Origin of the sequence: Moritella sp., assembly GCF_013215705.1 — a bacterium.
Classification (GTDB): domain Bacteria; phylum Pseudomonadota; class Gammaproteobacteria; order Enterobacterales; family Moritellaceae; genus Moritella.
Genome location: NZ_JABSQR010000025.1, coordinates 24673 through 39346, shown reverse-complemented (window position 1 = coordinate 39346; position 14674 = coordinate 24673). Strand labels below are relative to the sequence as shown.

12 protein-coding genes are annotated in these 14674 nt (G+C 39.7%); 7 read left to right on the top strand and 5 right to left on the bottom strand.

Annotated elements, in window-relative coordinates; all coding sequences use genetic code 11:
• Nucleotides 1-91 precede the first annotated feature (91 nt).
• The 5 genes from ubiH to gcvP all read left to right on the top strand — a co-directional run bounded on the left by ubiH (nt 92) and on the right by gcvP (nt 7579).
• Nucleotides 92-1297: a 2-octaprenyl-6-methoxyphenyl hydroxylase gene (ubiH, locus tag HRT96_RS15985; protein WP_293158745.1), complete on the top strand. Its 1206-nt coding sequence runs from the start codon at nt 92-94 to the stop codon at nt 1295-1297.
• A 22-nt stretch (nt 1298-1319) separates the two neighbouring features.
• A complete protein-coding gene (locus HRT96_RS15980; RefSeq protein WP_293158743.1) occupies nt 1320-2537 on the top strand; it encodes an FAD-dependent 2-octaprenylphenol hydroxylase in 1218 nt (405 codons plus the stop codon).
• A gap of 451 nt (nt 2538-2988) precedes the next feature.
• Nucleotides 2989-4083: a glycine cleavage system aminomethyltransferase GcvT gene (gene gcvT / locus HRT96_RS15975; protein ID WP_293158741.1), complete on the top strand. Its 1095-nt coding sequence runs from the start codon at nt 2989-2991 to the stop codon at nt 4081-4083.
• A 55-nt stretch (nt 4084-4138) separates the two neighbouring features.
• Nucleotides 4139-4525 (top strand): glycine cleavage system protein GcvH, encoded by a 387-nt coding sequence (gene gcvH / locus HRT96_RS15970; RefSeq protein WP_293158739.1) that lies wholly within the window; start codon nt 4139-4141, stop codon nt 4523-4525.
• A 147-nt stretch (nt 4526-4672) separates the two neighbouring features.
• Nucleotides 4673-7579 carry an aminomethyl-transferring glycine dehydrogenase gene (gene gcvP / locus HRT96_RS15965; protein ID WP_293158737.1) on the top strand — a complete coding sequence of 969 codons (2907 nt, stop codon included), beginning with the start codon at nt 4673-4675 and terminating at the stop codon, nt 7577-7579.
• A gap of 240 nt (nt 7580-7819) precedes the next feature.
• Here gcvP and HRT96_RS15960 read toward each other — a convergent pair whose 3' ends face one another.
• The 5 genes from HRT96_RS15960 to HRT96_RS15945 all read right to left on the bottom strand — a co-directional run bounded on the left by HRT96_RS15960 (nt 7820) and on the right by HRT96_RS15945 (nt 12184).
• Nucleotides 7820-9169: a hypothetical protein gene (locus tag HRT96_RS15960; protein ID WP_293158735.1), complete on the bottom strand. Its 1350-nt coding sequence runs from the start codon at nt 9167-9169 to the stop codon at nt 7820-7822.
• A 107-nt stretch (nt 9170-9276) separates the two neighbouring features.
• Nucleotides 9277-10176 (bottom strand): AAA family ATPase, encoded by a 900-nt coding sequence (locus tag HRT96_RS15955; protein WP_293158734.1) that lies wholly within the window; start codon nt 10174-10176, stop codon nt 9277-9279.
• Complete coding sequence (locus HRT96_RS15950) at nt 10173-10859, bottom strand: ABC-three component system middle component 1 (RefSeq protein ID WP_293158733.1); 687 nt, start codon at nt 10857-10859, stop codon at nt 10173-10175. Before HRT96_RS15950 ends, HRT96_RS15955 begins: the two co-directional genes overlap by 4 nt.
• Nucleotides 10852-11193: an ABC-three component system protein gene (locus HRT96_RS21990; protein ID WP_366051345.1), complete on the bottom strand. Its 342-nt coding sequence runs from the start codon at nt 11191-11193 to the stop codon at nt 10852-10854. Before HRT96_RS21990 ends, HRT96_RS15950 begins: the two co-directional genes overlap by 8 nt.
• A complete protein-coding gene (locus HRT96_RS15945) occupies nt 11150-12184 on the bottom strand; it encodes an ABC-three component system protein (protein WP_293158731.1) in 1035 nt (344 codons plus the stop codon). The genes HRT96_RS21990 and HRT96_RS15945 overlap by 44 nt, the downstream gene beginning before the upstream one ends.
• A gap of 848 nt (nt 12185-13032) precedes the next feature.
• On the opposite strand from HRT96_RS15945, the gene HRT96_RS15940 reads away from it, so the two are divergent.
• Together HRT96_RS15940 and HRT96_RS15935 are read left to right on the top strand one after the other, a co-directional pair.
• Nucleotides 13033-13281: a helix-turn-helix transcriptional regulator gene (locus HRT96_RS15940; RefSeq protein ID WP_293158729.1), complete on the top strand. Its 249-nt coding sequence runs from the start codon at nt 13033-13035 to the stop codon at nt 13279-13281.
• Nucleotides 13268-14575 (top strand): HipA domain-containing protein, encoded by a 1308-nt coding sequence (locus HRT96_RS15935; protein ID WP_293158727.1) that lies wholly within the window; start codon nt 13268-13270, stop codon nt 14573-14575. Before HRT96_RS15940 ends, HRT96_RS15935 begins: the two co-directional genes overlap by 14 nt.
• Nucleotides 14576-14674: the final 99 nt, after the last annotated feature.

Here is a 14674-nt window from a genome sequence, read left to right as displayed (position 1 = left end):
CTAGTTTAAGACGCGGTCTGTATTGTTTGTAGTTGTGCGATTTTGTTATAGTGTCATCGTTTTTTAATTCCAATAACTTGTTAGGATCGAAATGTCAGTGGTTGAATATGATATTGCAATTGTGGGTGCCGGCATGGTCGGTGCGACACTTGCACACGCGGTAAGCCAAATACAACACCAAGATGGCCGTCAATTATCGATAGCGTTAATTGATGCCAATCCGCCTACGACCAGTAACCACCCTGGGTTTGACGCGCGTGTGATTGCATTATCTTATGGTTCACAGAAGATTTTAACTCAGTTTAAGCTGTGGCATAAGATCGCACCGACAGCGACTGCAATCAAACACATTCATGTTTCTGATCGTGGCCACTGGGGTATTACCCGTCTTGATCACAGCGAATACAACTTGCCCGCATTAGGCCAAGTGATCGAACTGCAAACCGCTGGGCATATATTCCAACAAGGTCTCGCTGAGATCAACAATATCAACTGGTATTGCCCAAATCAGTTAGTCAGCCTCGATCGCCAAGTAGATCATACCGACCTAACCCTCGATGATGGCCAGCAAATACGCTGCAAATTATTGGTCGGTGCCGATGGTAACAATTCAATGGTACGTCAATTAACTCATGTACCAATTGAAGTGACAGATTTTGAACAAACAGCGATCATTGCCAATGTCACCACCAGTAAATTGCACGAAGGCAAAGCTTACGAACGTTTTACTGACACCGGTCCGTTGGCGTTGTTACCAATGACAGATCAACGCAGTTCGTTAGTATGGTCAGTGCGCTCTGATGAAGTGGATGCGATCATGGCATTGAGTGATGAGGCGTTTTTATCGCGTTTACAACAGCGTTTTGGCTATCGTTTAGGTAAGTTCACCAAAACCGGTCAACGTTTTTCGTATCCGCTGTTGTTAACCGAAGCGCTTGAGCCAACCCAACATCGTAGTATCGTAGTTGGTAATGCGGCGCATGCATTACACCCGATTGCGGGTCAAGGTTATAACCTTGGCTTACGTGACGTGGCGGTATTACATTATCAAATTGAACAAGCCTTTTTAAGCGACCAGGATGTCGGCAATCAAGCCGTCACCAAAGGCTACTGGCACAAACGTCAAGGCGATCATCAAAAAACGATCTGGATGACGACCTCGTTAGCGACTTTGTTTGCTAATAATTATGCACCGCTGGTGGTAGGTCGTAATTTAGCCCTACATACCATGGGTTATAAACCAGAATATAAACGCGCATTAGCACGTCAAGCACTTGGCGCGTTCAAGTTATTTTAAGCTATCAAAATTAGGATGTTATATGCAATCTTATGATATTGCGGTTGTTGGTGGTGGCATGGTTGGTCTTGCTTTTGCTGCAGCATTAAAGGAAACCACCCTTAAGATCGTGGTTATCGAAGGTAATGAATTTGATCGCGAATTAGGTGATGCACCTGAATTGCGCATCAGTGCACTGAGTCGTGCCAGCCAAAACATATTACAAAATTTAGATGCCTGGACAGGTATCGAAAGCCGCCGTTATCAAGCGTACAACGCCATGCAAGTTTGGGATCGTAATGGCTTTGGGCATATCGAATTTGACGGCGACGGACTAATGACAGATACCTTAGGTCATTTAGTTGAAAACAAAGTGATCCAATTAGCGCTGTTAGAGCAGATCGAAACAGCCAGCAACATTACCTTATTAACCGGTACTCGTATTCGTAAATTAACCCGCGGCGATGATGCTGCTTGGTTAACCTTAGAAGATCAAGAACCCGTGTATGCGAAACTGATTGTTGGTGCAGATGGCGCTAATTCATGGACGCGTTCGCAAGTGGATATTCCGCTGACGACCTGGGATTATAATCACCATGCTATCGTCGCTAATATCCGTACTGTTGAACCACATCAATCTTGTGCGCGTCAGATCTTTAATCCAGAAGGACCACTCGCGTTTTTACCGTTATGGCAACCGGATCTGTGTTCAATTGTGTGGTCATTACCGCCAGAGCGTGCCAATGAACTGTTAGCAATGGACGACGCTGAGTTCAACAAACAACTGACCGTGGCTTTTGATGGTCGTTTAGGACTGTGTAAAATTGAAGGTCAGCGTCAGGCATTCCCACTTAAAATGCGTTATGCCCGTAGCTTTGCTAGCGAGCGGGTAGCATTGATTGGCGATGCCGCGCATACCATTCACCCATTAGCAGGGCAGGGCGTAAACCTTGGTTTGTTAGATGCGGCGAGTTTGGCGCAGTGTGTATTAGAAAATCACCTCGCCAACAAAGACATCGGCACCCATGCCCATCTGCGTAAATTTGAGCGCTGGCGTAAAGCTGAAGCGGCGGTGATGATCTCAAGCATGGAAGGGTTAAAGCGTTTGTTTAGTGGTGGTCATCCGGCGAAACGTATTTTCCGTGATATTGGTCTAACCTTATCGAATACATTACCTGGGCTAAAGCAAAGCTTTATTAAACGTGCCATGGGCTTGGATGGTGAGTTACCTGAACTTGCTAAACTAAACAGTAGTCGTTAAGCTGATCACAGTTAATTGTTAAATAGTGTAATTAATCCACCTGCTTGGAGACACTATTAATGAGAATAACTAATGTAAACACTCGGTTTACATTAGTTATTATAATGTTAACAGGGTTGCTTTTAAGCATTGCAGCAGCTTAATCATTGTTAATATAGCTCCTACCTGGTAAAAACAACTGCCTAGTCCAGTGTTTTTGTGATCTACTACGTCATTATCCCCCTAAAATAACTTTTTCCACTATTTAAGTGTTAGCCTCATCCGCATTATTATTTGTTTAACCATTAGATTTTCTATTCCTTAAATGATTTTTAACGAATGCTATCTAAGGGTATAATCGAATTATTGTCATGTAATAGGCTTTACATAACTATTTTATACGAAAGCAACAAAGCAATTTTACTTGATCCCAAAGTCTTGATTAATAACTGTCAATTAAAGGAATTATAGAATGGCTCAACAAACAGTACTGTTCCCGAAGCACGTAGAAGCAGGGGCAAAAATGGTGGACTTTCATGGTTGGGATATGCCAATCAATTACGGTTCCCAGATTGCTGAACATAATGCTGTCCGCGAAGATGCGGGTATGTTCGATGTGTCACACATGACCATCGTTGATATCAAAGGCGCTGACGCTAAGCCGTTCTTACGTTATTTACTTGCCAATGATGTGGCAAAATTAACTGTTTCTGGTAAAGCGCTATATACAGGAATGTTACAACAAGATGGTGGGGTTATTGATGACCTTATCGTTTACTTCTTCAATGATGAATATTACCGTTTAGTGGTTAACTCAGCGACGCGTGTTAAAGATTTAGCATGGATCAACAAACAAGCTGCAGAATTTACTGTTGAAGTGACTGAATTACCTGAACTGTCAATGATTGCAGTACAGGGCCCGAAAGCCAAAGAAAAAGCTGCTACTGTATTCACCGCTGAGCAAAACGCCGCGGTCGAAGGCATGAAGCCATTTTTTGGTGTACAATCGGGTAGTTTGTTTATTGCGACAACGGGTTATACCGGTGAAGCAGGTTATGAAATCGTGGTTCCACAAGACCAAGCTTGCGATTTATGGCAGCAACTTGTGGACGCAGGTGTACAACCAGCAGGTCTCGGCGCACGTGACACACTACGTCTAGAAGCCGGCATGAACCTTTATGGTTTAGATATGGATGAAACTGTATCGCCGCTAGCCGCTAACATGGGCTGGACAATTGCTTGGGAACCTCAAGAACGTGACTTTATCGGTCGCGCAGCGCTAACTGCTCAAAAAGCAGCAGGCACTGACAAACTTGTTGGTTTAGTACTTGAAGCGAAAGGTGTATTACGTACTGGTCAAAAAGTCGTATTCACTAACGCAGCAGGCGAAGCATGCGAAGGCGTTATCACCAGTGGTAGCTTCTCACCAACACTTGGTTTTAGTGTTGCATTTGCACGCGTACCAGCATCAATCGGTGCCACGGCTGAAGTTGAAATGCGTAAAAAGCTTGTTACTGTTGCCGTAACTAAACCAGCGTTCGTTCGTAATGGTAAAAAACTAGTTTAGTGCGACCAAATAACAACATAATCATTTAAGTAAAAGACAAAAGGAAGTTTCAACAATGAGTAATATCCCAGCTGAATTAAAATATGCATCTTCACACGAATGGGTTCGTAAAGAAAAAGATGGTACTTACACTGTCGGTATTTCTGACCATGCACAAGGCCTTTTAGGTGACATGGTATTCATTGATTTACCAGACGTAGGTGATGAAATCACTGCTGGCGAAGATTGCGCTGTAGGCGAATCTGTTAAAGCGGCATCAGACATCTACGCTCCAATCAGTGGTGAAATTGTCGCAATCAATGAAGAATTAGAAGACTCGCCAGAGTTAGTAAACTCGGATGCATTCGGCGAAGGCTGGTTGTTCCGCGTGAAAGCGTCTGACGAAAGCGAACTCGAAGCGCTACTTGACGCGGTTGGTTATGCTGAGTCAATCGAAGACTAATTGTTGTTGAAACCCTGAGCTAGCCTCGGGGTTTTTTTTAGCGTTTAAATGCTAAGTTAATTTTATGAAACGTGAATTTAATTAGCACTTACTTATTTTTTATAAAATGTCATTTAATTTTGTAATAGTAAATATACAGGGAATTGCATGAAAACCCATACCCCACTTGCCCAGTTAGAGCAGATTGATAATTTCGCCCGTCGCCACATCGGTCCTTGCGAAGCAGAAACTAAAGCGATGTTAACGAAAGTTGGCGCAGACTCTTTAGAAGACCTTATTCAACAAACAGTACCAAGCTCGATCTTATTGGCAGAAGATATTGTTGCTGGCCATCAGTTATCTGAAGTTGCCGCACTGCAAGAATTAAAAGCCATCGCAGCAAAGAACACAGTAAATAAAAGCTACATTGGTATGGGCTATTACGGTACCAACGTGCCGAATGTTATCCTACGTAACGTATTCGAAAATCCAGGCTGGTATACGGCATACACGCCTTACCAACCAGAAATTGCTCAAGGTCGTTTAGAAGCACTACTAAACTTCCAAACCATGACGTGTGATCTAACCGGCATGGACTTAGCAAGCGCATCATTACTTGACGAAGCAACTGCAGCAGCTGAAGCAATGGCAATGTGTAAGCGTGTTTCTAAAAACAAAAAATGTGATAACTTCTTTATCGCCGACAGCGTACACCCACAAGTAGCTGACGTGATGATCGAACGTGCAGAGCACTTCGGTTTCACTATTATTCAAGGCCCTGCAGAAACAGCGCCTGAGCATGACTTGTTTGGTGCGGTACTACAGTATCCTGGCACGAACGGCGAACTGACTGACATTAGCGGCATCATCGCGGCTATCCAAGCGAGAAAAGGTGTGGTTGCAGTTGGTTCTGATCTACTGGCTCTAACACGCGTTAAATCACCGGCTGAACTTGGCGCAGACATCGCGTTTGGTAGTTCACAACGCTTTGGTGTACCAATGGGTTATGGCGGTCCACACGCGGCATTCTTCGCAACGTGTGACAAACATAAGCGTTCTATGCCGGGTCGTATTATTGGTGTTTCTAAAGACACCCATGGTAAACCTGCACTGCGTATGGCAATGCAAACGCGCGAGCAACACATCCGCCGCGAAAAAGCCAACTCAAACATTTGTACTGCACAGGTACTATTAGCGAACATGGCTGGTTTCTACGCAACGTATCACGGTCCAGAAGGCCTGAAAGATATTGCTAAGCGTGTCCACCGTTTCACGGATTTATTAGCAGCTGGTCTTGTTAAAGGTGGTTTAAGCCTTGCTAACAATACATGGTTCGATACCATCACAGTGCAGTTAGACAACGACCAGTTAGATAACAAAGAGAAAGTGGTTACTCGCGCATTAGCAGCGGGCATTAACTTCCGTCTTGACGCTGAACATCAAGTTGGTATCAGCATCGATGAAACCATCACGCAAGCAGACCTAGCGACATTATTCGACGTACTACTGGGCGATGACCACGGTATCTCGATTGATGCACTAGAAGCTGAACTAGCAGCAACCGGTAGCACGTCTATCCCAGCTGAACTTGAACGTGAATCAGCATTCCTAACTCACCCAGTATTTAATACTCACCATTCTGAAACAGAAATGATGCGTTATATTAAATCACTGGAAAATAAAGATTTAGCGCTTAACCATTCAATGATTTCATTAGGTTCTTGTACTATGAAACTGAATGCGGTTGCCGAAATGATCCCAGTAACCTGGCCTGAATTCAGTAACATGCACCCGTTCTGCCCAGCAGATCAAGCGGTTGGTTATAAAGTGATGATTGACCTGTTAGAAGACTGGTTAATTAGCATCACAGGTTACGATTCAATTTGTATGCAACCTAACTCGGGTGCACAAGGTGAATACGCGGGTCTACTCGCAATTCACAAATACCATGAGTCACGTGGCGAATCGCACCGTAACATCTGTCTGATCCCTAGCTCTGCGCACGGTACTAACCCTGCATCAGCGCAAATGGCGGGTCTGAAAGTTGTAGTAACTAAGTGTGATGCGAACGGTAACGTTGACGTTGCAGACTTACGTGCTAAAGCGATTGAGCTGAAAGACAATCTTTCTTGCATCATGATCACGTACCCATCGACACACGGTGTATACGAAGAAACGATCAAAGAAATCTGTCAAATCATTCATGACAACGGCGGCCAAGTTTACATGGACGGCGCGAACATGAATGCACAGGTCGCATTAACATCTCCGGGCTCGATGGGTTCTGATGTTTCTCACCTTAACTTACACAAAACATTCGCTATCCCACACGGTGGCGGTGGTCCAGGTATGGGTCCTATCGGCGTTAAAGCACACCTTGCACCTTTTGTTGCTGGTCACGCGGTTGCTGACACAGGTAAAGAAAGCCGTCACAACGGTGCGGTATCGGCTGCACCGTTCGGTAGCGCAAGCATCTTGCCTATTACGTGGATGTACATCAACATGTTAGGTACAGCGGGTCTGAAAGCGTCTACACAGACAGCTATCTTGAACGCTAACTACCTAGCTCAAAACTTAGACCCACTGTTCCCAGTGCTTTATAAAGGCCGTAATGATCGTGTTGCTCACGAGTGCATCATTGATTTACGCCCACTTAAAGAAATTACGGGTATCACCGAGTCTGATGTGGCTAAACGTCTAATGGATTATGGTTTCCACGCGCCAACAATGAGCTTCCCAGTAGCGGGTACGCTGATGATTGAGCCAACTGAATCAGAATCTAAAGCGGAATTAGATCGCTTCATCGAAGCAATGACCAGCATCCGTGCTGAGATTGCGAAAGTTGAATCGGGTGAGTGGACTGCAGAACAAAGCCCACTCCATCACGCACCACACACGCTAGCTGATATTGTTGACGCTAACTGGGATCGTGTTTATGACCGTGAAACGGCGGTTTACCCTGCACCTTACGTGAAGAAAGACAAGTTCTGGCCTACAGTAAACCGCATCGATGATGTGTATGGCGACCGTAACTTATTCTGCTCATGTCCGCCAATTGAAGCGTATAACGACTAATTTTGGTGTGTAGCCGAGTGTTATAAATTCGGACAAAGGTAATTAAAAAAAAGACAAACTTCGGTTTGTCTTTTTTTTACTGAATCGGGGTGGGAACATGGCATTAAGTTGGTTAACTTTAACAAGATGATTAATTTCCCAATTAAATAATAAAAAAGGCGAATCAGAGATTATTCGCCTTTTTGTTTTTCTATGCCATATACTCATTAAACGAGTTCAGAACATCATTATTGGGTATTCCTATGTAACATTCATGCTATGTTGAAGATCCTTGAAGTTTATTCTCTGTGTTTCTAGATCTGCTTTTCCAAATTTATATCTGAAATAACTTGAAGTGTGGTCTTCGTGAGTAGAGATGAAAATCTGTCGATCCCTAAATTCATGTCTTAGCAGATCAATAAAACCAGCAACATTAATTTCATCCATTGTCTGCACTGGATCATCAATCAACAATAGTGAGTGCTTGGCATACTTATGGTTTAAAGCCATTGTGAACGCAATTACTAATGATGATAATTGCCCTGAGCTCATAGTGAAAATTACATCATGTTCAGCATTAGGAGTATCTTTAAAGGAGATTGATTTGCCATCGGATTCAATAAATATACCTAAACCATTATGAAAATTCTGAAGTAAACGACCAGAATAGATATGGAATAATATTTCAATGCCCTTACTGATACTCTCTATATAGTCGTTTACATTATCCGTGTATAGACGAATTAGATTACCGAGATTTGCGTCAATCGTAACCGCATTATCGAATGTGTTTTTTTCTTTATCGTATTTTTTTTCTTGGTCTTTTATATCTTGTAATCTTGATTTAGCATATTGTTGTTGCAAGTACTTTATTTTTATATCTATTGCAGCAATGTTTAATTTAAGTAATTCGTTTTCATTATTTTCAAATACCTCAGTAAATAAATCATCTAGATCTGGAGATAAATTATCATAGATAACAGGCTTGTATAGAGTTTTAACTTTCTTTATTAATAATTCGGTTTGTGTATCTATAGATAAATCAAACGATGGCAAATAGTAACTAGATAAATCTATCCGATATTTAATAAAGATCTTTTTTAATCGATTTAGGTATGTTATTTGTTTCTCGTCAAGATCGCATATTTTTGTTTTATAATCAATTTGAGATTTTCCAGTGTTAACTATGGCTGTACAAATATTTATAATCTGGGATAGGTATTTGGTTTCAATGTCTTGAACTATTTGTTGTAAACTTGAGTTGCTAGCCTTAAGAATCGACGCCAATGCTTGTTCTTGTATTTTAAACTGAGAAAGAAGTACCTCATGTCTTAACCAGTCATGTCCACATGTAGGGCATTCAGATTCATTTGAATCAAGCTGTTTTTGATATGTATCATGATCCTCTAAATATTGCGCTCTAGATGATTCAAGTTGAGATAAATGCTGGCTTAACTGATCCGATGATTTTAGTAATATTTTTAACTCTCCAACTTGTGATTCGAATTCTTCAAATTTGAGGTGTTCGGGAAATTTTTTTCTAATTGATATTTTTGGAAATATTAGATTGTTTTCAACTAATTTAACTAATCCAGTTTTGGAATTGTCCACATATTGCTTCGCATCCTCACATAAATCAATTTCAATTTTATATTGAGCAATGCGGTCAAGGCGGTGGCCAAATTGTAATAAGGGTATAAGCGCCTTAGATTTTAGAGCTAACTTTTTTTGATATTCTCGTTATAACGGTTGTTTAAGAAATCATCACTATTTTCTTTTAAATATTTTAAGCGCGCTAATATTCCATTTTCACTAGTCCATTGAGCATATGTACCAGTGCTAAAGTCAACAGTTTCGCCATCCCAAGGGAAATTTTTGGTCTCAATTAGGTGGGTATGAGGTATCAAATTAGAGCTATCGGGGAGCGATTCTTTTTTTAAAGAGTTAAGGGCTTCGAGCAAAGTACCTAATGTGGTTTTCTTAGCCGGTGTTTTTAGTTTTCCAATACTATTTCTGATCTTTGTTAATTTTTGTATCTTTTTTCGGTAATCTTCAACATCAAATAGGTGATCAATTTTTTGTTGCTTTGACTCACCTTTGCTTTTAAGCATTGCAGTGTTTTCTTCTTGCTCAATATAGTGGAATAAACCATAATTTTTTTTGTAGTTATTTCCGAGCAGCTTAGTTAGATAAGTCTCGTCATGGGAAATTTTTTCCCACTTATCACTCTCTAATTCTTTGACATAAAAGTCGAACTTAGCATCCGATATGCGCTTCGCACTTTCCAGAGTTTCTTTTGTTGCGCATCGTTTTATATATTTAACACTATGGTCTATCTCAATTGTTGCTTCTATCGACAGTGAGTCACCGGATTTAGTGCCATCATAAAGAAGTGGGAAACTCCCAATACGTTTTCGTAGATTAGATACATTTGAGTCTAAATCAATATACCTTGATACGTTTCCTAAAAAGAGGAGTTCTAAGGCATCATAAAATGATGTTTTTCCAAACCCGTTAGGACCATCAAGTAGAGCCAAATTAGTTGTTGTGATTTCTAACTCAACAAAATGAAATATTTTGAAGTTTTTAATAGTCAATTTTTTTAATTTAATGTTCATAATTCACTGGTCTCAAGTTGTTCCATTATTAAATTAAGTAACTTATCAGGTTTACACGCTAGTTCGCTTTCACTTAATTTTTGAGCCACGGTGTTTAAATTTATTAAACTATCTTTATCTTTTATTTTATTCATAGCGATGTCATGATTTTTGTACAGGTTTGATATGTCTTCATTAGATCCTTTTTCAATAGGTATGAAAGTTAATTTCATGCATATTCTATAAAGTAATGATTCCCACGTACCTTTATTTATACTTGCTTTATAGCGTTGGAATACCTCAGGGTTTGTTGGGTACTGTTGAAGTAAATTTCGAAGAGGGTAAGCTGAAGACTGTTCTTTAAAGCTAGTAAGTTCACTTTGGGTATAATAAAGCACGTTTTTTTTGAAAAAGTAGATATCTTCTTCTGCATGATGGAGTTGACGAATGGTTTTTTTGTCTATAGATTCAACATCCCATAAGCAAATAATATTAGCATTTTTTTCGAAAGCGGGATCGGTGCAAACCTTTTTACACTGAGCCATTAACTCACTCTGTCCTTTTTTTTCTAAAAGTTGACTTGGTGAACCTTGATAAATTACCCAGTAATCATCCATTATATTAGATTTAAATATGTGAATATCACTATTTGGTAATTTAGAATAGTTGAATATTTCAAAGGTATTTATTATTATCTCAATCATTTATAACTCGCTTGGCTTCTGCTATGGATATGAGTGATACATTTCTAAAACTATTGATTCTGTTCTCGTTTAGTTCATCCGAAAATCCATCTTCTAGGTTAAATTCAATCTGGTTACCAACTGCAACACTTGAGAAAATAGATTGACAATTAATATGTCGATTAACTAATTTTCCACCCTCAAACAAAAAGTTAACGTCATCAGCTATTGATGCCTCGATTATTTCAATGCAGAGATCTTCAGCATCATCTTCGTGATGGTGAATTGCCGTTGGGTATAGATATTCATTGTTATTTTCCCAGAAAAAAAAACGATGGTAATTGTAAGGATTCATCAAATTCAGATTGTGCCATTTGATCCAATACTTTCAATAATCCTCTTTTAAAATCATCAAGATGGAATGTATTATCTTTATATTGAGATATGTTATTAAATCCAACTTTTTTATGCGGCACTATTGCTCGAATAAATTTTGTCAACGAGTTACGATCAAGTTTGTTAAATTTAGAAAAATAATAATTTAGTTTAAGTAATGTATTTTCCTCGTTGACTCCTAGTTTCTGGCAGTACGCATGGAAATATATTCCCGCATCCTTTAACAGTAAATAGTGAAAATAACTTTCATCTAAAGCTCGGTCATTGAGGTTTTCTGTTAATACTTCGTAAATTTCATTGAATTCAATATTGCGACGAGCAGCCACTCCTCTTTGCACTGCACCTGTTGCGCTGCTTTGTTGTATTTCACTATGGACATCAATAACATGCTTGATAATAATATCTTCTAGGAACTGACGGCTCTTGAGTAAATAGTCATTATTAGTACGGTATTCTTCATTTTGAAAAAGTGTGCTGTAAACTTTCTCGATTTGGTGTTCGATAAAAAGATCAACATTGCTAAGGGTGCAGTGGTCAACAGGGCTATCGTTAGTATCAAAGTATTGGTAAAACGTTACAGGGGAATAATCATCCTCAAATGTATCTGGGATGCGTCTCAATTGTAAAGATACATGGAAGAATGCTTCAGCATTTTCGTGTCGCTCAGCTTTAGCTCGCTGTTGAATAATATCAGTTCTATAGTCTGAGAAGAGACGATCTTTTCTTGCTTTTACTTGGTGTAATGACTTACAAGAATTATTAATATTTAAAATTGCAAAGTCTTCAATACTTTCAATTTGTAATTTTAGTCTTCGGCTTTCTTCTGGGGCTTGTTCAATTAATCTAAGACAATGTAATAGAGCTATTTTTCCTTGATAAATATAACCACTGTAGCTTGTTATTGCTGTATGAGGGTGAGCCATCTCAATATTTCCGACTTGATCTACCATATTTCCCTTTATAACTATTAGCAGCTTGAATATCACGCTTAAAATCACATTGTAAGTACCGAGTATTACTAACTTGAAATATTAGCGATCCCTCAAGGATTCCGTGTGTAATTAATTCGTAACCATAAGAAATTGAAGGCATTATCCTATCATGCATTGAATTTAAGGACTATTTCAAGATCAAGTTTTGGATGTTTATTAGATTTTAATGATCCGTATTTATCTTCGTATTGCTAAAGTTAGAATCTTGCTATTTGTCAATATCACTATAAAACCCTTACAGTCATAAATATATTTATCCCTATAATCGAGTGCGTAATACCTCGATTTAGAGTGGAGGGCCACTTTATGCACCTTTTCACACTGAAACTCTGCGGTCTTATCTATTACTATCATCCTGTATTAAATCGGCAGTGCCAATATCGCTCAAGCCAGCAATGTAGTCAAAATCGTAACCAACGGTGCCCCGACCCTTGAGCTTGGTTTTAATGGCGGCTATATAAAAGTTGTTATACCTAGCTCATAACTAGGTTGAGAATACATACTGTGAATGAAGTCTAAATTTATTAGGTATGCGCTGTACTGAAGTCCGGCGATAAGACGGTGTTGATGACACTATTACGACCGTTATCTAACTCGTTAAGTGGGCTAACTATGTAAAATAAAAGTGTACGATATTACACTTTGTTAGTTTGTATATATAAGCCCTTATTAAAAGTGAATGATCGTACACTTTAATCTAAATACCAATGTCAGTAATAAGAATAGTGTAGATAGATACACTTTTTCTTGCTTATAAGCATATGAAGACCTAAAGTAACCATAAGTACACTTTTTAGGGCAGTAGAATGGTTACTCAACTTGATCCAAGCACCTTAGGTAAATTGATTAAAGACCATAGAAAGGCAGCATCGATGACTCAAGAAATCGCAGCGTCATTTTGTGGTGTTACCAAGAAGACCTTGATCAGAGTTGAAAAGGGCGAAGATGTATACTTTTCAACAATAGTTAAAATCCTTAATGGTCTTGGTATCAGCCTCGCTGTAGATACACCTAGTAACAAAAATACATTAGGTGGCAGCAATGAATGGTTCTAACTTTAATACGCTAGAAATGCATTTTAGGGGGATGATCATAGGTGAAATATGTTTTGACATTGATACTGAATATTTCTCTATCGAATATACCAAAGAATGGCAGGATAAGGGTTTTCCTATCTCGCCAAAGCTTCCACTTAGTGGCCGAGTACCTAGTTCACAGGTATCGATTTATCTGACCAATTTGCTGCCCGAAAACAAAGGACTTGATTATCTCATTGAGGCCCTCGGTATTTCCAAAAACAATACATTTGCTCTAATCAAGGGTATTGGGTTCGATACATCTGGCGCTATATTATATTTGCCAGTGGACGCGAAACCACAAGTAACATCTTTTACTTCGATCTGCGAAGAAGACCTTATAAAACGAATCGAAGACCCAGAAATGTGGCCGATGGAAATTTGGGACGGGAAACCACGTCTTTCAGTGGCAGGGGTTCAGTCTAAATTGAACCTATTCCACATCGATAATGAATACGGGTTTGGTGAAGGAGAACTTTGTTCAACCCACATCGTTAAATTTGAAAAAAATACTCAGCAGCATCTGGTACTCAATGAGTTTATTACTATGAAACTTGCTGAACTTATCGGTATGCAGGTTGCGAAAGTCGAGGCTATGCCAATAGGGAAGTATAAAGCCCTATCTGTTACGCGTTTCGACCGCATGTATAATGCGGAACGAAAAATCGTAATGCGTCGCCATATGATTGATGCATGCCAGGCGCTTGGATTTTCGGTTGCTAGAAAGTATGAACGAAATTTAGGTAGCAGTCGTGACGTAAAAGAGATCCGTGAAGGCGTGAGTTTAGAAAAGCTGTTTAGTATTGCACAGCACTGTGTTAATCCCGCGCAAGCTAAATATGACATGCTCCGTTGGACAATTTTTAATTTACTTGTCTGCAATGCCGATTCTCATGGCAAAAATTACTCGTTCTATGTTACTGCAGATGGATTGGAACCTACTCCATGGTACGATCTCGTTAATGTGCAGATGTATCCAGAGTTTGATCAAGAACTTGCGATGGCTATTGGTGATGAATTCGAACCTGATGAAGTGCATGCTTATCAGTTGATGCTCTTTGCTGAAGAATGTGGGATAAAGCAGAACGTACTTGAAATAACGATGAAGCAACTAGCGAAAGCTATTATCAATAATGTGGATAAAGCAGTAAATCTAGCTTGGCAGCTCACCGATGCAGAGTTTGAGTATGTTGAAAAGTATAAACATAGTATTCAAGAACGTTGTGAATATTACTTAGCTCAGACAGAAGAGATGAAACATATCCTGCTATAGCTGAATAGCCATTGTGTGCTGTTCAGGGTTTTCTAATTTCTAGCCGATACCTATGGAGGTTACAATGAATCGTGCATTTGAAAGTATTCAACAAGGCTT